General features: G+C 68.0%; 14 protein-coding genes and 1 pseudogene. 8 read left to right on the top strand and 7 right to left on the bottom strand.

Annotated elements, in window-relative coordinates; genetic code table 11:
* Positions 1–168: 168 nt before the first annotated feature.
* Positions 169–1,146 carry a hypothetical protein gene (locus ACFXJL_RS18500; RefSeq protein ID WP_384693647.1) on the bottom strand — a complete coding sequence of 326 codons (978 nt, stop codon included), beginning with the start codon at positions 1,144–1,146 and terminating at the stop codon, positions 169–171.
* A 195-nt stretch (positions 1,147–1,341) separates the two neighbouring features.
* Here ACFXJL_RS18500 and ACFXJL_RS18505 point away from each other — a divergent pair, with 195 nt between their 5' ends.
* Entirely contained in the window at positions 1,342–2,739 is a 1,398-nt protein-coding gene (locus ACFXJL_RS18505; RefSeq protein ID WP_384693650.1) for a cellulose binding domain-containing protein, read from the top strand.
* Positions 2,740–2,931: 192 nt separating this feature from the next.
* Here ACFXJL_RS18505 and ACFXJL_RS18510 read toward each other — a convergent pair whose 3' ends face one another.
* Both ACFXJL_RS18510 and ACFXJL_RS18515 read right to left on the bottom strand, forming a co-directional pair.
* On the bottom strand, positions 2,932–4,863 hold the full coding sequence (locus ACFXJL_RS18510; RefSeq protein WP_384693653.1) for an HtaA domain-containing protein: 1,932 nt from the start codon (positions 4,861–4,863) through the stop codon (positions 2,932–2,934).
* Between the two features lie 477 nt (positions 4,864–5,340).
* Positions 5,341–5,781, bottom strand: a complete 441-nt coding sequence (locus ACFXJL_RS18515; protein ID WP_384693656.1) for an MmpS family transport accessory protein — start codon at positions 5,779–5,781, stop codon at positions 5,341–5,343.
* Positions 5,782–6,148: 367 nt separating this feature from the next.
* Between ACFXJL_RS18515 and ACFXJL_RS18520 the strand changes: the two genes are divergently transcribed.
* The 6 genes from ACFXJL_RS18520 (at position 6,149) to ACFXJL_RS18545 (ending at position 13,282) form a co-directional block, all read left to right on the top strand.
* Complete coding sequence (locus tag ACFXJL_RS18520) at positions 6,149–7,666, top strand: protein kinase (RefSeq protein WP_384693659.1); 1,518 nt, start codon at positions 6,149–6,151, stop codon at positions 7,664–7,666.
* A 177-nt stretch (positions 7,667–7,843) separates the two neighbouring features.
* Positions 7,844–8,641, top strand: coding sequence for an SAM-dependent methyltransferase (locus ACFXJL_RS18525; RefSeq protein ID WP_384693661.1), 798 nt, complete (start codon positions 7,844–7,846; stop codon positions 8,639–8,641).
* Positions 8,642–8,878: 237 nt separating this feature from the next.
* Positions 8,879–9,397: a GNAT family N-acetyltransferase gene (locus tag ACFXJL_RS18530; RefSeq protein WP_358881530.1), complete on the top strand. Its 519-nt coding sequence runs from the start codon at positions 8,879–8,881 to the stop codon at positions 9,395–9,397.
* A gap of 326 nt (positions 9,398–9,723) precedes the next feature.
* Complete coding sequence (gene htpX / locus ACFXJL_RS18535) at positions 9,724–10,641, top strand: zinc metalloprotease HtpX (RefSeq protein ID WP_358881529.1); 918 nt, start codon at positions 9,724–9,726, stop codon at positions 10,639–10,641.
* A gap of 69 nt (positions 10,642–10,710) precedes the next feature.
* The gene (locus ACFXJL_RS18540; RefSeq protein WP_384693666.1) at positions 10,711–11,304 is read left to right on the top strand and encodes a hypothetical protein; all 594 of its coding nucleotides are present in this window, start codon (positions 10,711–10,713) and stop codon (positions 11,302–11,304) included.
* A 286-nt stretch (positions 11,305–11,590) separates the two neighbouring features.
* The gene (locus ACFXJL_RS18545) at positions 11,591–13,282 is read left to right on the top strand and encodes a lysyl oxidase family protein (protein ID WP_358881527.1); all 1,692 of its coding nucleotides are present in this window, start codon (positions 11,591–11,593) and stop codon (positions 13,280–13,282) included.
* Between the two features lie 143 nt (positions 13,283–13,425).
* Here ACFXJL_RS18545 and ACFXJL_RS18550 read toward each other — a convergent pair whose 3' ends face one another.
* From ACFXJL_RS18550 to ACFXJL_RS18565, 4 genes and pseudogenes are all read right to left on the bottom strand, one after another.
* Positions 13,426–14,556, bottom strand: coding sequence for an ABC transporter substrate-binding protein (locus ACFXJL_RS18550; protein ID WP_384693951.1), 1,131 nt, complete (start codon positions 14,554–14,556; stop codon positions 13,426–13,428).
* An 18-nt stretch (positions 14,557–14,574) separates the two neighbouring features.
* Positions 14,575–16,383 (bottom strand): annotated as a pseudogene (locus ACFXJL_RS18555) (ABC transporter ATP-binding protein); the annotation flags it as partial.
* A 92-nt stretch (positions 16,384–16,475) separates the two neighbouring features.
* Complete coding sequence (locus ACFXJL_RS18560; protein ID WP_384693670.1) at positions 16,476–18,170, bottom strand: ABC transporter ATP-binding protein; 1,695 nt, start codon at positions 18,168–18,170, stop codon at positions 16,476–16,478.
* A 142-nt stretch (positions 18,171–18,312) separates the two neighbouring features.
* Positions 18,313–18,852 carry a hypothetical protein gene (locus ACFXJL_RS18565; protein WP_384693672.1) on the bottom strand — a complete coding sequence of 180 codons (540 nt, stop codon included), beginning with the start codon at positions 18,850–18,852 and terminating at the stop codon, positions 18,313–18,315.
* A 281-nt stretch (positions 18,853–19,133) separates the two neighbouring features.
* Here ACFXJL_RS18565 and ACFXJL_RS18570 point away from each other — a divergent pair, with 281 nt between their 5' ends.
* Complete coding sequence (locus ACFXJL_RS18570) at positions 19,134–20,696, top strand: amidohydrolase (RefSeq protein ID WP_384693675.1); 1,563 nt, start codon at positions 19,134–19,136, stop codon at positions 20,694–20,696.
* Positions 20,697–20,789 lie beyond the last annotated feature (93 nt).

A 20,789-nucleotide genomic window follows, 5' to 3' on the forward strand; every position in this document is an offset into this window, starting at 1 on the left:
AACACCTGAACGCCCAGGGGGTTGCTGAAGTGCCCCTGTGCTGTGGCGAGATGGCCCAAAGGAAGACCGGAACGGACGGGTTCGGCCGACCCCGGAGCAAAGGGGGACACGGCGCCCTCAGCGCCGTGAACCGCTCCCGTGCGCACGGGGCAGGCTCACGAGCAGCTCTCAGCCGAGGGCACCGGGACGACTCGACGCCATCCGATGGCGACCGGCCACGACTGCCTGACGGAGTGCGTCGCGCAGCCGTCCGTACCCAGGCGCGATGCTGCGCAGCCCCCCCGCCAAGACCTTGTCGTCCTGGGTGACCAGCGGCTCTTGCAGCGCCCCCAGCCGACGGGACAGTTCCCCGGCGATGGCCGCGGGCCCCGGCAGGTTCAACAGTTCGAGGCAGACAGAAGCGTCGGAGAGACGGCGGGCGCCGACACGGATGGCAAAGGAGCCCAGCAGGTCCCTGGTGTCCTGATCCAGTCCGTGTTCCACCAGGTCGGCGAAGGCTCCGACCCCGTCGGCTCCGCCGAGCGTCCCGGCAGGCACAGGAAGATCGGTGCGCCCCGAGAGCCAGGCGATCGCCCCGGGGAGCGCTTGCCACAGTGCGTCCCGAGCGGCAATCTCCCGTTCGCGGACGAATTCGCTCCGCATCACGTACGGCGCCTCGCCGTAGTCGACGGCGTCCGCCCGCCATGCGTCGAGGAACGCCGAGGTCCGCAGGGTCGCGTAGGGATGGCCCTCAGGATCGTGCAGGAGCACGATGTCGTCGTCGGCGGCGAGCACCACGACGTAGTGGTCCCCGAAGCCCGGTGCGGGGGTGCCCGGTCGGTAGAGCAGTAGCCCCATGTCCACCGGTCCCACGAGCACCGGGCCCCGGGCTGCGGCGCGTTGCAGCCGGGTGCTCGCCGCGGACCGGCTGCCTCCCGCGGTACGGGAGCAACGCAGGCCGAGCAGATCGATGGCGGCGTCGAGGCCGCGCTCCGGGTCCCAGCCGTAGGGGTCGAACAGGGGCATCGTGCCTCCGATCAGCTGGAAGCCGAAGGGCGAGCCCGTCAGCGTCTCAATGACCCCCGGCAGTGGCAGCAGTTGATCGCCCGCGGCCATGGCCAGCGAGTTCGCGTAGCAGTACGGGCCGGAGCCTGTGTAGGGGAGCATCCGTGTCCTCCTTCGATGTGCCGATGGCACCAGCCCAGCCGTTGACACGGGGTGAGGGTCAAGCCGTTGACACGGGGTGGGGGTCAGCCGACAGCACACCGTGGGTGTGGGGGACGCCTGAGTACGATCATGGTCTGGCACCCGGTTCCCCATCGGGTGCCTCGTCAGTCTCAACCGTTCAGGAGAGGCAGCGTCATGCGAAGAACCCCCCACCATCGGCTTCGTACCACCGCCACCAGCGCGCTCGCCATGGCCCTCGGTGCGATCGGCCTCGCGGTGCTTCCCACCACGGCGAACGCCGCCGACAGCACCCTCAGCGTCCAGTACCGTACGAGCGCGTCAGGCGCTCACGTCGCGCAGTCCGCACCCTGGTTCAAGGTGCGCAACACCGGCAGCTCCCCGGTTTCACTCGGCGGTGTCAAGGTCCGCTACTACTTCAAGGCCGACTCAACGAACGCCGGCTACCGGTTCGCCTGTGACTGGGCCGTGAAGGGGTGCGCCAACATCACGGGTACGTTCGGCACACTCACCAACCCCACACCGACTGCCGACCGCTATCTGGAGATCGGCTTCACCACCGCCGCCGGCTCCCTCGCCCCCAACACCGACACCGGGGACATACAACTCCGTTTCCACCGAGCCGACTGGCAGCAGATCAACCAGAGCGACGACCATTCCTTCGGCGGCGGGCAGAGCACGTGGACGGACTGGCCGAAGGCCACCGCCCAACTCGCCGGAACGACCGTGTGGGGCACCGAGCCGGGCGGTACGGTGGAGCCGCCGCCCGCTCAGACCCTGTTCGACGACTTCAACTACAGCACCCACACCGATCCGAGACTCTCCGCCCACGGTTGGAGCCTGCGCTCGTGGTCCGGGGGGCCGGGGGTCCCGGGCGCGACCTGGTCACCCGACAACGTGAGCTTCTCCGCCGCCGACGGCAACTCCGTGATGCGTCTGGAGACCTCCACCTCCGGCACGGCGGCCAGCACCCGACAGGCCGAGATCTCGTCCTCGGCGATGAAGTTCAAGAACGGCACCTACGCGGCCCGGGTGAAGTTCAGCGACGCACCCGTGTACGGACCCGATGGTGATCATGTGGTCCAGACGTTCTTCACCATCAACGACCTCAAGGCGCCGATGGCCGACGACTACGCCGAGTACGACTTCGAGTATCTACCCAACGGCGGTTGGGGCGAGACCTCGAACATCTTCTTCACCACGTCGTGGGAAACCTACGACTCCAACACGGGGCAGAGCGTCAACCAGCACACGGTGGCCCGCAGCAGCCACGCGGGGTGGCGCGACCTCGTCGTCACCATCGACGACAACGACATCCGGTACTACATCGACGGGCAGCTCTTCAGCACGCACGGTGCCGCCTATCTACCGGAGCGCGGGATGGTGATCGCCTTCAACCAGTGGCTGACGGATCTGACCGGCCAGACCGCCACCGCGGCCCGGGCGTACGAACAGCAGGTGGACTACGTACTGCACATCAAGGACCGGGTGCTCACTCCAGCAGAGGTCGCCGCCAAGGTCAGTGCGTATCGCGCTGCGGGCAAGACCTTCGAGGACACGGTGACCGCAGGATGATCTCGGCCGACGCCTGAGTCGGCCCCACCACGACTCCGGTACGACGCATGGGCGGACGCGGCGGATCCCACCGGGTAAGCCCCGAAGACCAGCGGCGCTGATGAGTCAGCAAGGACGGCCGGTGTCGGCGGAGCCCAACAGGGCTCGCCGGCACCGGCCGTCCACACAGGGGGCGCGTCCGTCTACCGACGGTCAGCGCACGTCGACCCGGTCGCTGCCGCTGGTGGTGCCCAGGCGCGACGAGGTGGCCGTGAACACGGCCTTCCAGCTGCCGTCCTTGTTCGCCGTGAACGCCTTGGTGAAGGCGCCCTTGCTGTTGGTGCGGACCGTGCTCTGCTTGGACCAGGTCTTGGCACCGTCGGCCTTGAACCAGATCGTCACGGACTGGCTCGCGGTGTTCTTCCAGGAACCGTCCAGGCTGCGCAGGGTGCCCCCCACGGTGATGGCGCGCCCCTTGCGCACCGGCTCCGGTCCGGCGTTGAAGCTTGAGATGGCCGTCTTCAGACGGACGTCCACGTAGTCGCTGGAGCTCACGGCGGCGGCGCGGTCGGCGGTGCCCACCGAGCGGGCGCGCCAGTCGCTGTCCTTGCTCGCGGTGACCGAAGCGGAGAAGGTGCCCTTCGTGCCGGTCGTGACGCTCGTCGCCTTGGTCCAGGTGGTGCTGCCCTTGGCCCGCGACTCGATGACGAGCGCCGTCTTGGCCAACGGACGCCAGGTGTCGTCGGTCGATCCCATCGTCTGGAGCGTACCGGTGATCGCCAGCTTGCCGCCCTTCGCCACCGGCTCCGGGGAGGCGTTGAAGGAGATGACGCGGGTCGGCACTGCGGAGACGGTCAGCGTCGCCGAGGACGTGGGCACCTCACCGAGCGCGTTGGTGAACACCGCGCGGTAGCGCGCGGAGTTGACCGCGCCGCTCGCCTTCACCGAGAGGGTCTTGGAGGTGGCACCGGCCACGGTGGTCCACTTCGCCCCGCGGTCGGTGCTGCGCTCCCAACGGACGGAGTCCGCGCCGCTGGCGGCTGCGGTGAAGGTCGCGGTGGCGCCCGAGCGGACGGTGCGGGACTTCGGCTGGGTGGTCACCTCTGCCGCGCCGAAGCTGATGGACCGGGAGACGTCCTGGGCGCGGGAGGCCATCCAGTGCCTGTCGCTGCCGTCGTGGGAGTTGAAGCTCACGACGAAGCAGTCGGTGGTGCGGCAGTTCACGGCCGGAGCGCCGGCAGGGGTGAAGGTCTCGTTGAGCTTCAGCTTGGTCGTGAACGTGCCGTCGGCGCCGACCTGACGGATGTAGGCCGCGTTGCCGAAGACGCTCGGGTAGGTGTCCGCGGGCAGCGCGATGGTCTGGGCGAGGTAGACACCGCGGCCGGGGACATAGCCGCTGCCGGTCACCGTCACCTCGTTGTCCGCGCCGAGGCCCGCCACCTGGCTGACCGTCAGCTTGGGGACGCTGACCTTGCCCCCGATGGCGAGGGTGTCCAGCGCCGTCCCTGCCGGGTACATGGGGCGCCCCTGGAAGGAGAAGATCTCCGCGCCCTTGTCCGTCAGCGCGGCCGTGATTCCGGACCAGTTGACCGTGGCACCGTTCAGGGCACTCGCAGACGCCTTCAGGGTGGCGAACGGCACGGTGGCGGCGGGCGTCGGGGTGCTGCCGTCCAGGTCCGTGGACACGTCGATGTGGAGGGTGCCGACGCCGTCCTTCAGCACGACCCGCGGGTTGGCGAGGGTGATCGCCTTGATGCCGTGCTCGGGAACCGCGTAGGTGACGGAACCGGAGAAGCGCACGTCGGCGTCCCGACCTGCCGGGTTCACCGAACCATGGGCGACGGGGTACGAGATGACGCCGTTCGCACCCTTCGTCGCGCCACCGGCCTCCGTCACGGAGCCGCCCAGTCTCGTCACGTAGTCGACCCAGGACGCCTTGAAGCCCCAGCCGGCCTGGCCCGAGACCAGGATCGGGGATGCGGCGCTGGCGTCTCCGCTCTTGGGCGCCACGGCCTGTACTGCGGAGGCCGCGGACACCTGGGCGACCGGGGCGGCTGCCGCGGGAACGGCGAGGACGCCCGCACCCACGGATACGACGGTCAGCGCGGCGAGGGCAGCCAGACGGCTGCTGCGAGGCATGGACATGCGTTGCATGTCTCCTTCGGGGAGATAGGGCCACCGACACGTGTAAACGCATGGCTGCGCCCTGGGTTGGACAAGGCAAAAGGAGAGACCACTCGGAGTGGGGGGTCCGAAGTCGACGCTGATCATATTAGGTGAGCCTTACCTAAATTGTCACTATCGCTCACCCTTCGACTTAAACCAGTCAAGGATCGTGCACCCAACAGCGAGACCGCCGGGCGACGTTCAGCGTCCACAGTCGCGGCGAACGTCGCCCACCAGGGCCTTTCTCAGCTCCGGTGCCTCCGGTTGCTCTCAAGGTGACCCTGGCCCCCAAGGGCCACTCATGGACAGAGCCACGGCCCGGACCTCCCCCCTGCCATGCAAAAGGGTGCGCACGATGGACAACTTCCCATCGTGCGCACCCTGAGCCCGTCGCCATCACAGGTCGGCGGGGCAGGAGAAGTTCCTGCCCCACCGGAGCGCGGGCGAGCGGCGCTACTACTGAGCGAGCGGAGAGACCGCGACACAGCCTCCGGCGGCAGCGAGGCCGCCTCCGGACTCCTCCGCGATCGCCTTCCCCTTGTAAGTGATCTTGCAGGTGACCTGTGCATCGGCACCGGCGTCGAGCGCGATGGGCAGGACCGACGGGGGCATGATCCCGCGCAGGGTCACGGTCTTCGTCCACGGCAGCTTCGGCTTCTCCACCGTCTCCAGCTTGGGCGCCATGGCGCTTCCACCACCGGCCGAGAACTGGATGGAGTCGACGCTCTTCCCCGTGACCTCGTAGGTGACGTCGTACTCCTCGTTCACCGCCTTGTCGACCTGGTCGACGGCCTCGTCCTTCGCGGCGTCACTGATCTCGGAACAGGAACTGAGGCCGAACACAAGGCCGGCGGCAACTACGGAGGCCACGGCGGCGGAACGGATGGAACGGTGCATGAACGACCCCTGGATCTTGATATTTGAATCCGCACATAATCGTAAAGACCTGATAAAAGTCAAACCGGGTCAGCGAGTGCCGATTCAAGGGTGTTGCCATGTGCCCGCGGTCGCTGCGAAGTGCCCTCGCGGACAGATCGGTTCCCCCACGGGACGCCCGTTGCCTCGCACGCCACACGCACGGGATCCAACCGATGGGGATCAGCTCTCCCCAACCGAGAGAGAGGCACGAGGGGCTCTACTGGGCCCCACAGCAGCCCTCTCCAAGGTGGGGATTTCCTGGGTGACCGACGCGACCAGGCGGCATACTGAGCGTCCCGCGCGGGTGGAAGAGTCGCGGGACGCGGGATTGCACTGGGGGGTGCGTGTGGAAACCATTGCGAACAGATACGACGTCAAGGGAATACTCGGACGCGGTGGGATGGGCGTGGTCTACGCGGCTGTCGATCGCGAACTGGGCCGCGATGTGGCGGTGAAGGTCCTTCCCACCGAGTTCCTGCGGGAACCGGACTTCCGAACCAGGTTCCACCGTGAGGCACGCACCGTTGCCCGGTTGAACCATCCGGGCGTCGCGATGCTGCACGACATCGGAGAGGACTCGACCCAGGATCCGCCGATGCCCTATCTGGTGATGGAACTGGTCAGGGGAAGGACCCTTGCCGAGATCGCCGCCGGACGGCGGCTGACCGTCGAGCAGGCCGTGGGAATCACCCTGGAGATCCTGGAAGCTCTGGAGCACAGCCATGCCGAAGGTGTGGTGCACCGGGACATCAAGCCGTCCAATGTGATGGTCGTCGGCCCACTGGCAGGGGGTTCGGGCAGTCGGGACCGGGCGAAGGTCTTGGACTTCGGGATAGCCAAGCTCCTGGCGGACACATCGACCCGGCTGACGGCTACCGGGGTTTCCGTGGGGACACCTTCCTACCTCTCACCGGAACAGGCCGAAGGCAACGGCACCGACGGCCGTTCCGATCTCTACTCCGTGGGCTGCCTGCTCTACGAACTCCTGACAGGAAGACCGCCGTTCAACGGGGACTCCCCCTTCGTGGTGTTGCTGGCCCACATCCAAAAGCCACCGACGCCACCCATCGACCTGCGCCCCGACCTTCCCATCGGGGTCAATGCGGTCGTACTGGCCGCCCTCGCGAAGAAACCGGAGGACCGCTTCGTCAACGCGACCGCCATGCACACGGCGCTTTCCGACGCACTGGTCCAACCGGCGTCCGCCCCTGTTCCGCCGTCCGATCGGGCCAGGGCCCTCACTCACCCCGCAACGGTGGTGGACCACGCCCGCTCCACCACACCGGCCGTCACAGTGGATGTCGCTCCCACCACGCCGGCGGAAGCGGTGTCGGTGCCTCCGGCCCACCCCCGGCGTCCGATGGCATCGCCCGCATCGAACACGGTGACACCATCACCTGACACTGCGACGGAATCCGCCGCGGTGACACCGTCCGAGGTACGACCGGCAAGCCTGGGGCAGCGCTTCCGGGCCAGGGCCATCGACGCTGCGTTCCTTCCCCCGGTGTTCGCCCTCCATGTGTCCCTCGTCTACGGGCTGATGGACGATGTGGGCGCAGGCGGAACGGTCGGAGCGGTCCAGCTCACCTTTGCCACGGCCTTCCTCTACGAGTTCCTCGCCGTCATGATCTTCGGCACAACGGTCGGCAAACGCACCGTGGGATTGCGAGTGATCGACCGCACGACCCACGCCAAACCCGGTTGGGGAGCCCTGAGCCGTGCGTTCGTGTTCTGGGCGCTCCTGGCGGGCTGGGGGTGGTTGACCATGGTGCTGCTGATCGATCTGCTGTTCCTGGCCCGCAACCGCTCGCGGCACCGCTTCCTCCACGAACGGGCAAGCCGCTCCCTTGTCGTCCACGCCTGAAGGAGGGCAGCCGGCGTTTCGCCAGCGCCCTCGGGCTCGGGCTCGGACTCGGACTCGGACTCGGACTCGGACTCGGACTCGGACTCGGACTCGGACTCGGCTGACGCAACTTCACCAGACCCATCAGGACGGGCGGGCCGAACCGGCCGTAGCAACCTCTCAACAAGGCGGTAGACCGTGCACGAGGAGAACGACATCACCACATCACCTACCGGTAGCCAGGCGCATTCGGCGCGGGTGTACGACTACATCCTGGGCGGCAAGGACCACTACGAGGTCGACCGGGCAGCGGGGGAGGCATCGCTGCGCGCGTGGCCCGGGCTGCGTACCAGCATGTTGGCCAATCGGGCGGCCATGCGCCGGATGGCCCATTGGCTGGCGGCGGAGGCCGGAGTGCGTCAGTTCCTTGACATCGGCACCGGAATCCCCACCGAACCCAATCTGCACCAGGTCGTCCAAGGAGTGGCCCCGCAGTCGCGGATCGTCTACGTGGACAACGACCCCATCGTCCTCGCCCACGCCGACGCCCTCATGTGCAGCACACCGGAGGGTCGGACGGCCTATGTGGAGGCCGATATGAACGCTCCGGACACACTGCTCGCCGCCCCCGAACTCCGGCAGACCCTCGATCTGGACGAGCCGATCGCCCTGACCGTGATCGCCATGCTCCAGTTCGTCCGGGACGCACAGGGGTTGGTCGAGACCCTGATGGAACCGTTGGCGGCCGGGAGCCATCTGGCCATCACACTCGCCACCGCGGATCTCGCCGACGGTTCGGAGGCCCTGGCAGCCGAGTACACCCGCAGGGGCATCCCCATGTACCTGCGCAACCGCGCCGAGGTGGAACGACTCTTCGACGGACTGGAACTGGTCGCACCGGGAGTCGTCCCGATGACGTCGTGGCGCCCCGCCGATGGGGAGGAACTGCCCAGCACCACGACCAACATGTACGCGGGAGTGGCGCGCAAGCCCTGACCGTGACCGCGGATCCACTCATGGCCGATCGATCACCGTGTCGACGGCCCCGGACCAACGGAATGCGGGCGGCGATTGAGGGTGCGTCACCTCAGTCGCCCCTGACGTGCGATCCAGCAGGGCTCGGGAGGTGGGCCATGGCATGCCGCCCGAGCCAACGGCCCGCCGACCACGGGGCGAGGAGGGTCGGCGTCCAGGCATAGGAGAAAGGAACAGCGACGGACTAGTGTCGATCGCATGATCGAGAGTCCACGTCTTCTCTTACGTCCGTTGACCACCTCAGACGTCGAAGCCTTCGTATCGCTGCACGACGACCCCCGCGTCAGTGAGTTCGTCGGCTCCTACACCCACGACCAGGCCCTGCGACGACTCGCAGCCGTCGAGAAGCAGTGGGCGGAGCGAGGTCATGGCCTCTGTGCGGTCGAGCTCAAGGACACGGGCGAGTTCATCGGCAGATGCGGATTGAACTACTGGGACGAGTTCGACGAGGTGGAGCTCGGCTGGACACTGCGGGCCGACCACTGGGGGCGCGGCTACGCGACCGAGGCGGCCGGAGCCTGCAAGGAGTGGGGATTCGCCACCTTGGACGTCCCCTATCTCACCGCCATGATCAGACCGGGGAACACCCCGTCGGTACGGGTGGCACAGCGGATCGGATGCACTCCGCTGCGTGAGGACGATCTGTGGGGCAATGCGGTCACCGTGTACGCGGCACACCGCCCCCTTCCGACGGCGGGCGGCACGGAGTCGGGCTGAGGGGCTCAGCCCCTCTCGGCTCCCGGCGGCCCGGGCGAGCCGGGGCGGGCGCCGGTCGCCCTTCCGACGACCGGGCACGGGTGCCTCCAGTGCGGCGGGAGAGAACCCGCCCACTGCGCAGGGTGAGCTCTGCGCGACGGTCCGTTCATGGTGCGCGCACCTCGTCCGTCGCCTCGCTCGGGCATGACCGCAGTGCCTGAGATGCCCCGGGGCAGGAATCCGCTCGGGCCCGGTCGCCCCCGGCGGGAGAGGGCACCGATCGGAGGAGAAAAGGCGCACAATCGATGGGAGGGGTAGCGCGGGGGCCGTGTCCGGGAGGTGCACTGATGACCGCACTTCGACGTCGATCCCGCTACGCCCCGGACCGGGGGCTCACGACCCGCATGGTGACCACGATGTTCTTCATCGGGCTGCTGTACGTGGTGTTCGTCGGTGTGCTGCTGGCGGCATTCAGTAAGGCGTGGCCGTTGATCCTGGTGATCTCCGGTGGGCTGTTCATCGCCCAGTTCTGGTTCAGCGACCGCATCGCGGAGTACAGCATGGGGGCACACACGGTCTCGCCCTCGCAGGCGCCCGAACTCCATGGCGCGGTCGATCGCATCTGCGCCCTGGCCGACATGCCCAAACCCAGGGTGGCGATCGCGGACAGCGATGTGCCCAACGCCTTCGCCACCGGGCGCAACGAGCGCACGGCCCTGGTCTGCGCTACGACGGGGCTGCTGCGACGCCTGGAACCGGAGGAGCTGGAAGGCGTCCTCGCCCACGAACTCTCCCATGTCGCCCATCGCGATGTGGCGGTGATGACGATCGCCTCGTTCCTCGGTGTGCTGGCGGGTGTGATCACCAGGGCCACCCTCTGGGGTGGGCTGGGTCGGGCCGGTCGCAACAACAGCAATGCCGCGGTTCTGATGATCCTCATCCCCTTGATCAGCGCGGCCGTCTATGCGGTGAGCTTTCTGTTGACACGGCTCCTCTCCCGCTATCGGGAGCTGTCCGCAGACCGCGCCGCCGCCCTGCTCACCGGACGGCCGTCCGCGCTCGCCTCCGCGCTGACCAAGGTCACCGGGGAGATGGCCCGGATTCCCACGCGGGACCTGCGCAAGGCAGAGCCGTACAACGCATTCTGGTTCGCCCCTGCCTTCTCATCGCGTGAGAGCTTGGCGCGATTGCTCTCCTCGCACCCCTCCCTGGAACAGCGTCTGGAACAGCTGAGCAAGATCTCCGCGGAGCTGACCCGACCTTGACCGGACCCGGCTCGTCGACCGCGCACCCGGTGAACCAGCGACTCGTCGGAGGGACGGAGGATTCCTCTCATGGGGTTTCTTGATGCGATCCTCGGCCGCAGCAAGCCGGTACGCCCCGATCTCGACCAATTGTTCGCCCTGCCATCCGCCGCGCTCACTGTGCAGGCGGAGACGGGCTTTCTGCCCACGGGCAGCGGATCGGTGTGCTTCGCGAGCGTCGAGGGCGGCGCGTTCCTACGGCTCCAGGACGACATCAGGGGTCTGCTGGACGTGGGCACGGGCAACGGCGGAGTGCCGGTCGAGTTCGTTCAGGACGGGTACGGGTACTCATGGGTGCTCGTGCGACATCCGGCCGATGACACGGTGTCCCTGGTCAACGACCTCCATGCGATCAACACCCTGCTCCAGGACGCGGACTTCGGTCCGCATCTGCTGTGTTCCCTCGTCGGCTTCGCCGATGAGGTCCATGGCCGCCCACTGGGGCTGGTCTACCTCTACAAGCGCGGCGCCTTCTATCCGTTCGCACCGCTGCCCGGCGTCCAGGACCGCAGGGACACTCCACTGGAGCTCCAGGTCAGGGCACTGCTGGATGTCGACCTTCCGATGGAGCCCGATCTGGCCCGATGGTTTCCGCTCTGGGGTGCCCCGGGCTTGGAACCATGATCACGCCACTTACCACGGTCCATCATTTTGGCGTAGCCAAATGGCCAATGATGACTTGATTTGCCCAGCGCAGCATCATTCTGGCCAACGTTGCGCGCGTTGAGAAGACACGGACAACCCCAGGGGGTCACGACACATCTGCAGGGGCAGCGGGACGGATGAGCGGCCCGCACCCTTCGGCGGTTGCAGTGTGACCAACTGCCCGCCGGTGGCAGTTACAGACCAATCCCCAGTGGTACAGACCATGTCCCACGGTTTTCGCAACGCTTCGCACTCACGAGGACCCATGACCAGATCTTCACGTGCACGTTTCGCCCGCCCGGCCCTTGCTGCCGCTGCGGCGCTCACCGTGACCGCCGGTGTTGTCGCAGCGGCGCCTGACGCCAAGAAGGCCCAGGCCACACCGAAGCTCACCCTTATCGCTGCATCCAAGTCGGTGAACATCCACACCTACGAGGGGGCCACCGGACTCGACCTGAATCTGGGCACCTACCTCACCGCCGAGGGCTCCCCCCTGGAGCTCACGGCAAAGCGCAAGTCGTACAAGGACCCCATCACCGTCCAGCAGACCATCCGGCAGGGGAAGAAGGTCACCACCAAGGACCTGCCGGCCGGCCTGGTGAAGGACTTCCAGGGGCTTCCCGACTTCACCCACATCACCATGACCGACGCATCGGGCAAGAAAGTGCTGGACGCGAAGGAGAACTTCTGTCCCAACAACGCGTCCGGACGGGTGCGTCCCGACGCCGCAGCGACCTCGCGCTATCCCGAGAGCTGCCCGCGCAACCCGTTCACCCTCGGATCGGTGTGGGGAGTGGAGAACGGCTGGGCCTCCAACACCTACAACAGCTGGTACACCGAGGGTGTCACCCTGCCGGCCGGCACGTACACCGCCAAGATCAACGTGGCCAAGAAGTACCGTGACCTCTTCGGCATCGCGAACAAGCCGCAAACGGTCAAGGTCACCGTCACGGTCGAGCCCAACCCCATGGAGCGTTCCGCAGCGAAGGGCAAGCACGGGGCCCACGGCGCCGGGCACGCCGGGCACCATGACCCCGCTCCCAAGATGACGCTCCAGGAAGCGACGAGCGGTGACGGCCCGACGTACAACGTCGGCCATGCGCCGTATCCCCCGGCTCCTCCCGCGCTGCCCTGGGCGCTCCAGAAGTCCGCTCGCACGGTCGCGAACGTCGGTGACCGCCCGGGCCAGACCGACGGCTCCCGCAAGGCTCCCGGCCTGAAGGCCAATGCCAAGCGCCCGACCGGCAAGGCCGTCGTACCCAACGTCCCGAAGCCGGATCTGCGGTCGCTGCCCGCCTTCGACGTACAGATCAGCACCTCGCCCGAGAACCCCGCCGGCAAGGACTTCATGTCCTTCAGCGCCAACGTCTGGAACGCAGGGCCGGCCCAGCTGGTCGTCGATGGATTCCGCGCCCCCGGCGCGGAGCTCATGGACGCGTACCAGTACTTCTACGACGCCAAGGGCAAGCAGGTGGGATACACCCCCACCGGCACGATGGAGTGGGACCCGCGCCCGGGTCACAACCACTGGCACTTCACCGACTTCGCGAGCTACCGACTGCTGAAGGCGGACAAGAAGGAGGCCGTGCGCAGTGGCAAGGAGGCGTTCTGCCTGGTCAACACCGATGCCGTGGACTACACGGTGAAGAATGCCAACTGGCATCCCTTCAGCACCGACCTGTCGAGTGCGTGCGGCGAGGAGAAGGCCATCTCCGTGCGCGAGGTCTTGGACGTCGGTTCGGGTGACACCTACACCCAGGACCTCCCGGACCAGTCCTTCGACATCACCGACCTGCCCAACGGCACGTACTACATCGAGGTGCTCGCCAACCCTGAGAAGCGGTTGAAGGAGACCACCACCAGCAACAACTCGGCCATGCGGAAGGTCATCCTCGGCGGCAAGCCGGGAGCCCGTACGGTAACCGTCCCGGCCCACGACCTCATCAACGCCAACTAGGACGAGTCCGACCTCCACAGCCCGGCCCCGGTCACCTACGACGTGACCGGGGCTCTGTGTGCACCCGTGCCGTGAAGCGGTTCACGGCATGGGGAAGGACCACACAACGCGCGGCAGGCGTGGGCGCTCGTGCCCGTCACCGCTCAGGGCATGGGCTGCTCCACGACGGATTCCGGCATTCCGTCGAGGGCGAACGCCAGCTGTAGGGCCAGCCGCTCCACCACATAGGGCAGGCTGAGCACCGAGGCGAACGAAGTCGCACGGCCGTAGTCACCCGATTCCTGGACGAAGACCTCGCGGCCTTCCGAAACCACGGTCAGATCGCGGTACGAGGGATCCCTGTGCAGCTCGGCACGGTCCTTGGCGACATCGCTCACGAACCAGACGACGGCGTCCTGGTCGAGCAGATCCGTGCGCTCCTCGTCGATGGTGGCACCGAACCGGTCACCGATCACCGTGTCGAGGTCCTGGGGCGGTCGGAAGCCGAGGTTGCCGAGCAGTCGTGAACGCGGGTCGTGACTGCCGAAGACGAACACGTCTTCGTGGCGGGTCGCCATCACGACGCGGGAGTCCTTGAAACCGATCCTGGTCGCAGCGGCTATCTGGGCCTCGGTGTCAGTGATCGCCTCCATCGCCTCCACGGGCTTGCCGAGTACCAGGCCGACCTTCTGGGTCAGTTCCTGCCAGGGAATCCTGTAGTCGCCGTGCTGCTTGGGCTGGGCCACGACCGGGGCCAGCTTGCTGAGGGAGGTGTACTGGTCCTTGGTGAGCCCACCGTGAAGGGCCAGGATGACGTCCGGCTTCAGCGCAGCGATCTTCTCCACCTGCGGGCCCGTTCCCGTGTCCTTGAGGACGGTGGGGAGCTTTGCATCACCCAACCATTCCCGGGCCCAGGGCCCGATGGCGCCGGGATAGCTGCCGAGCCACTCCGTGGTGGCGATCGGAACCTTGCCGAGGGCGAGCACCGCGTCCTGGTCGGTCAGTCCGACCGTGACGATCCGTTGGGGTTCCGAGGTGATCGTGGTGCTTCCCCACTTGTGCTTGACGGTGACGGGATACACCGCGCCGCTCGTGCCGGAGGGGGCCGCGGGCTCCTCCCCCGCGGAGTCGCCGGAGCCGTCGCACCCGGTGGTACCGAAGAGGAGGAGGGCGCAGGCGAGTGCGGCAGCGAGCCATGGAGCGCTTCGAAAGCGGGCCATCGGTGATCCTTCGGTTGAGGTTCCTGAGGGTGTTGTCGCCGGTGAGGAGGGTGCGGGGAGGTCGTCGCCCGGCATTGATCCCTCCCGTTTCCGCCGACTGCCCGACCATGCCTCCCACAGTGCGGCGTACGGCCCTTCGGCAGTGCGTAGTTCGTCGTGAGTGCCGGTTTCGACGATTCGGCCGGCTGCCATCACGACGATCCGGTCGGCTGCTGCCGCCTGGGTGAGCCGGTGCGCCACGATGAGGGCCGTCCGACCGTCGATGGCACGGGCGACCGCCTTCTCCAGAGCGCGGGCCCCGGTGCTGCCCGCTTCCGCGGTGGCCTCGTCGAGGATCACGACGGGGGGATCTGCGAGTACGAGCCGGGCGAGTGCCAGTGCCTGGGTCTGCCCGCCGCTCAGTCGGTGGCCGCCCTCACCGACGACGGTCTCCAAGCCTGCGGGCAGCGCTTCCACCCAGGCCAGTGCGTCGACCCGGTCAAGCGCGGCGCACAGTTCATCGTCGGTGGCATCGGGGCGGGCGAGCCGGAGGTCGTCGGCGAGCGGCCCGGCGAAGACATGGGTCTCCTGGGTGATCAGGGCGACCGAGTGCCTCAGCGCCGTGGGGCCGATGTGCCGCAGGGGTGCGGACCCGAGGGCTATGTCTCCGTCGGTCGGTTCGTGGATGCCGGCGATCAGCTTGGCCAGGGTGGTCTTGCCCGCGCCGCTCGCCCCGACCAGCGCGACTCGCTCACCGGGTCGCAGATCCATGGTGATGTCACGCAGTACCTGGTGTCCGCTGCGGTAGGAGTGGTTGACAGCGCGGACGGTGACGGATGAGTCCTTGGGTGCGAGCGGGCGGTCAGGCTCCTTCGGCCGGGGCAGGTCGGCCACACCGATGATCCGGGAGAGTCCGGCGATGGCGGACTGGGCGTCGTCGATGAGGACGAGGGCGGTGTTGACCGGAGCGAAGAGACTGTGGAAGTAGAGGGCCGCGGCGGTGGCGGTCCCGACGGATGCGGCGTCCGCGCGCACCAGGAGGAATCCGGTGCCCAGGACGGCGGCGAGACCCATGAACTCGGCGATGTGCAGCCGGCTGTAGAACCGCAGCACGAGGTGGACACCGCGCATGGTCAGTCCGACGACGTTCCAGGAGTGCTCCTCGACCTTGCCGCTGTGCTCCTGCTCCAGCCGGAAGGCTCGTACGGTGGGGCTGCCGCCGATGGTGTCGAGCAGTTGCTGTTGCTGGGCTCCGCCCGCGATGCGTTGCTCCGCGTACAGGGGCACAGCACGTCGGACGTACCAGCGGGCGGTGTGAATCTGGACGGGGAGTGCCAGCAGTGCGGCGAGGAGGAAACGCCAGTCGAGTACGGCGAGGGCGCCCAGGGTCAGGATGATGGCGAGGAGGGAGCGGGCCAACTCGGGCAGGGCGTGCCGGACCGCGTCGGCCGTGAGGGAGACATCACCGGTCACCCGGACCGTCAGATCGCCGGATCCGGCCCGTTCCACTTCTTCCAGTGACAACCCGAGAGCCCGCTCGATGAAACGTTCCCGCAACTGGGCGAGTACGGATTCACCGAGCCGCGAGACCAGCGAGAGGCCGACTGCGGTGGCAAGGCCCTGAACGACGGCGACGGCCGCCAGCAGCAGCACGGTGGTGGTGAGGGCGTCGGGCGGTCGGTGGTCGGCCGCGATGTCCACGATGCGGCCGAGGAGCGGCTGGGTGAGCAGTCCGACGGCCGTTGCGATGATCATGACGGTGAAGCCTGTGACCGCGAGGAAGCGGTGCGGGCGCAGCAGTTCGCCGACGGCGGCCCGAGTGCGCGCCGGGGAGGCGATGGGGAGCAGGATGCGCTCGGATTCCTCGTCGGCGGTGGCACGCGTCGGGCGGTGTCGCACGGCAGCCTCCCTGTGGGGCGGCATCGACATGTCGTCCGGGTCGGAGCCGGGCGGCCGTCCGACCTCGAAGCCCTCCCCCGCGGAACCCTCGCTCTGAGCGTGCTGCCGACGGCCGGTCATGAGAGGACCGCCGTACGGTAGCCGAGGTGGTCGCTGACGAGTTCGCCGTGCGGGGCCGCGGCGAGGACCCGGCCGCCTTCGATGAAGATGACGCGGTCCGTCGTGGCGAGCAGTGCGGGGCTCGTGGTCAGCACGACGGTGGTCCGGCCCGCACGGATCTCCCGCAGTCCGGCGGCGATCTTGGCCTCGGTGACCGCGTCGACGGCCGTGGCCGGTTCGTGGAGCACGAGTACGGGTGCGTCGACCGCCAGGGCGCGGGCTAGTGCCACACGCTGCCGTTGGCCTCCGGAGAGCGATCGCCCGCGTTCGGTCACGGTCGTTTCGGCGCCCCGGTGCAGCGTCCGGGCGACCTCGTCGGCACCGGAGGCGACCATGGCTCGCTCGACCGTGTCAGCCGAGCCGGCTGCTGCTGAGACATTGCTGAGGAGGGTGCCCTCGAAGAGGTCTGCGTCATGTTCGGCGACGAGGACCGCGGTTCGGATCGCGGTGGGGTGCAGGGTGCTCAGTGGCACACCATCCAGTTCAACGGCCCCGCTGTCCGGATCGAAGCGACGGGCGAGACAGCCGAGCAGGGCGTTCGCGTCGCTCGGGTCGGTGGTGACCACGCCGACGATCTCGCCCGCGGCGATGTCCATGTCGACACCTCGAAGGGACTCGTGAGAGACCGCGCGGAACCGTAGGCGCCTCTGGACGGCAGGGGGGAGCGGGTCGGTACCCGGCAGTGTGGTGCCATCGGTGGCCAGCACTTCGGCGATACGGGCTGCGGACGCTCGCCCCTGTGCCAGTTCGGCGTTGACCCAGGAGAACTGGGAGAGCGGACCCAGCAGGAACAGGGCGAGACCGACGGCCGAGACGAGTTCGCCGAGGCTGATGTCCCCGGCGGTGGCCAGGCGCCCCCCGATGAATGCCACCAGGGCGATGAAGACACCCGTCAGGGACAGCACCATTCCGCTCTGCCACGCCTGCGCGCGGGCCGCCCGAAGGGTCGCCGCGAGGGAATGCCGACTGGTCGTGCGGTACCGGGCGACCGCCGCGGGCTCGGCGCCGATGCCCTTGAGCACGCGCAGCCCGGAGACGAGGTCGGCCGCCACGCCGGAGGCGTGGGCGGCCCGTTCCTGTTCGGCTCCGCTGCGGTGCTCCAACGGCTTGCTCAAGAGATGACCGAGCCAGAGCAGCAGCGGCGTACCGAGGAGCACCACCAGGCCGAGCAGTGCGGAGATCCGCACCAGGACCACGGCACTGACGAGGAGTCCCATCAGGGCGGAGATTCCGACGACCAGGGCCATGCAGACGGATCCGACGCGCTTGGCGTCCAGGGTGGCGATGTTGGTCAGCTCTCCCGAGAGCCGCCCGGGCGGCGAGCCGTCCTGTGGCGCGAGGATCCGGCTGACGAGTCGGGTCCTGAGCCGGTGGGCGGAGGTCTCCGCCGCCCGTTCACCGGCGCGCGCTCCGAACCGGAAGCTGAAGGACAGGCCGAGGTAGATGACTCCGAGGGCGACGACGCCCAGCAGCAGGCCGCTCAGGTCCCCGTCTGCGACGCCCCGGTCGATGACTGCGCCGATCACCACGGGAACCAGTGCTTCGCCCGCCTGATGTCCCGCTCCCAGGAGGGCTCCCAGCGCGACATCACGACGCTGGCCGGCGATGGCCCCTCTCAGGACCACCTTTCCCGACAGGTCTTGCGAACCCACCGCACCCCTCCGACACCTCAACAGCAGTGCCCGTCCGAAGAGCACAAGAACCAGGTAAGGCTAGACTAAGTAACCTTCAGTGCCCACCCCCGGTGCGGCCAGCGGAGCCCGAGCTCCCGTCCGCTGACGTCGCGCGTACGCCTCAGGAGTGGCGACAGGCGGAGTCATCGCCGTCGCACTGCGGCACCTCGGACTCCTCGCTCGGGATGTGGACGGAGTGCACCCGATGTGGCCCGGGGGTGCACGCCTCGAAGACCACCGACGTCTCGACCTGTTCTTCGAGGCGGACCAGTCGGTACCGCTGCTCGTACGGCGATCGACGACGTCGATCCGACTTGCGCGGTCTGGCCCGACGGGCAGCAGCGACGAGGGCTGCCACTTCGGGGCTCTCCTTGCGCAACCGGTAGAGCGCGCGTCCCGACATGCCCACGAGCGCGGCGGCCGGTCCGTGCTGGGCGCCCGAGCGCAGCGCCTTCAACAGGACGCGCAGCGCGGCGGGGTTGAGTTGCCGACTCGGCCCGACCGACTGGGCCTGGGCCATCTCAGCCGCCGCCCTCATGGCCGTGGCGAAGAACTCGTTCTGTGTCTGCCAGTTGCGCAGGAGGCGTTCCGAGACGCCTGCGGCCGTGGCGCAGCCGGCCGGGTTCAGCCCGAGCGCTGCCGCACGCAGTGCGTCCGCCATTCTTGCTGCCGTCTCCTCGCGGAGGTTGGGGCCCTTCTGTAGAGCGTGGAGCAAAGAGCGGTCAACATCCTCTTGCACGTCAAGGCGAGCGACGACATTGTCTGCCCAGACCTCCAACGGGTTCGCAGGAGTCTCTCCATGCCCATCCACACCGCAACACCTTCTTAGGTTAGCCTCACCTAACCATAGTCCTTTCTGTCTCATCATGGGCCCATCCACGGCCGGCTTCGTGCAACCAGAGGAAATCAGGCGGGTTTTCGTTCCATCGGAGGGATGCGTCCATGCTCACCAAGAAGATCACCAATGCCGACATCGTCACCATGGACCCGGCTCGCCCCTCTGCGCGCGAACTCGGCATCTGGCACGGGTTGATCGTGGGTCTCGACGAGGAGGTGGCGGGGCTTCCGGCCCTGGAAGTCGTCGATCTCGACGGGGCTGCGGTCCTGCCCGGGTTCATCGACGCCCATGTCCATCTGGTGTGGGCGGGGTTGGCCGCCCGAACGATGAGCGTCGCACCGTCCGACTCCGTGACGAGCATCCTCACAACGGTCGCGGAGGCGGTTGCCGACACTCCTCTCGGCGGTTGGGTCGAGCTGTCCGGCTATGACCAACGCCCGTTGGGCCGCCATCTGGCCGCAGTGGAACTGGACACCGTGAGCGCCGGGCGCAAGGTCCTCGTCACACATGCATCGGGCCATGGGTGTGTGGTGAACACCGCGGTGCTCGACCAACTGCCTCCGGGGTCGGCCCGGATGGGAGGATTCCTGGCCGAAGAGAAGATGGCGGCGGCGCGACGGCTGCGGCCCCCGCGCCCGCTGACAGAACTCGTGGACGCCATCGCTCACGCGTCACGCGTCTGCCGGCAGGAAGGCATCACGGGCTGCGCGGAAGCCGGACTGGGCAGCTCGATGTTCGCGTACGGGTCTCTCGACGGTGCCGCCTTCCAACTGGCCCTGGACCAGGGGCGACTGGCAGCCCGAACGCAGTTGATGGTGGCCGCCGACGCCTTGAACCCCATCGCGGCAGCGGACGACGATCTGACGACCCATGCCATGAGCCTTGGCCTGCGCACCGGATTCGGGGACGGGCCGCTCTCACTGGGTGCGCTCAAGGTCTTCACCGACGGCGGCATGATGGCCCGTACGGCCGCCCTCACCACCCCCTACGAGGGGACGACCAACATCGGTCAGCTCCAGGCGACGGACCGCCCCCTGACGGACATCATCGTCGACGGACACCTCGCCGGCTGGCAGCTCGCCGTGCACGCCATCGGCGACCGGGCCGTCGACGTGGCGCTCGACGCGCTGGCACAAGCGCAGCGCAGCCGTCCGCGGCCCGATGCCCGTCATCGCATCGAACACGCCGGGCTGGTCCGTCCCGACCAGTTGCGGCGATTCGCTTCCCTGGGTGTGACGGCGGTCGTCCAACCCGCGTTCCTCCGTCACTTCGGCGACGACTACGCCGCGATCATGGGAAGTGAGCGCGCACCGTGGCTCTACCGAGGTCGGGGCTTCATCGACAGCGGAGTGCGGCTGGTGGGGAGTTCGGACCGACCGGTCGCCGACGGTTCACCGCTGCGGGCCATGCAGTTCATGATCGAGCGCACCTCGCTCTCCGGGCAGGTCATCGGCCCGGACGAAGGCATCACCGTCGAAGAGGCGCTGCGCGCCTACACGGTGGACGCAGCCCATGCCTGTCACTGGGAGGACAGCGCGGGCAGCATCTCCCCCGGCAAGCGCGCCGATCTGGTGGTGCTGGATGCCAACCCCAAAAGGGTGCAGCCCTCGGGCATGGGTGACATCAGGGTGCTGGGTACGTTCCTGGCGGGTGAGAGTGATCTGTGACCGCCTGCCGGGGTAGGTCCGTACAACCACCCTGTTTCCCCATGGCCTCGGCGGGATCCGACGAAGAAGAGACCTTCAGCGGGCGCGGAAAGC

Origin of the sequence: Streptomyces sp. NPDC059256, from assembly GCF_042753785.1 — a bacterium.
Classification (GTDB): domain Bacteria; phylum Actinomycetota; class Actinomycetes; order Streptomycetales; family Streptomycetaceae; genus Streptomyces.

Bases quoted from the DNA above. Each gene is read 5' to 3' on its own strand.
- ACFXJL_RS18500 (WP_384693647.1), bottom strand. From the start codon at position 1,146: ATGCTCCCCTACACAGGCTCCGGCCCGTACTGCTACGCGAACTCGCTG.
- ACFXJL_RS18505 (WP_384693650.1), top strand. From the start codon at position 1,342: ATGCGAAGAACCCCCCACCATCGGCTTCGTACCACCGCCACCAGCGCG.
- ACFXJL_RS18510 (WP_384693653.1), bottom strand. From the start codon at position 4,863: ATGTCCATGCCTCGCAGCAGCCGTCTGGCTGCCCTCGCCGCGCTGACC.
- ACFXJL_RS18515 (WP_384693656.1), bottom strand. From the start codon at position 5,781: ATGCACCGTTCCATCCGTTCCGCCGCCGTGGCCTCCGTAGTTGCCGCC.
- ACFXJL_RS18530 (WP_358881530.1), top strand. From the start codon at position 8,879: ATGATCGAGAGTCCACGTCTTCTCTTACGTCCGTTGACCACCTCAGAC.
- htpX (WP_358881529.1), top strand. From the start codon at position 9,724: ATGACCGCACTTCGACGTCGATCCCGCTACGCCCCGGACCGGGGGCTC.
- ACFXJL_RS18540 (WP_384693666.1), top strand. From the start codon at position 10,711: ATGGGGTTTCTTGATGCGATCCTCGGCCGCAGCAAGCCGGTACGCCCC.
- ACFXJL_RS18545 (WP_358881527.1), top strand. From the start codon at position 11,591: ATGACCAGATCTTCACGTGCACGTTTCGCCCGCCCGGCCCTTGCTGCC.
- ACFXJL_RS18550 (WP_384693951.1), bottom strand. From the start codon at position 14,556: ATGCCGGGCGACGACCTCCCCGCACCCTCCTCACCGGCGACAACACCC.
- ACFXJL_RS18565 (WP_384693672.1), bottom strand. From the start codon at position 18,852: ATGGCGGACGCACTGCGTGCGGCAGCGCTCGGGCTGAACCCGGCCGGC.
- ACFXJL_RS18570 (WP_384693675.1), top strand. From the start codon at position 19,134: ATGCTCACCAAGAAGATCACCAATGCCGACATCGTCACCATGGACCCG.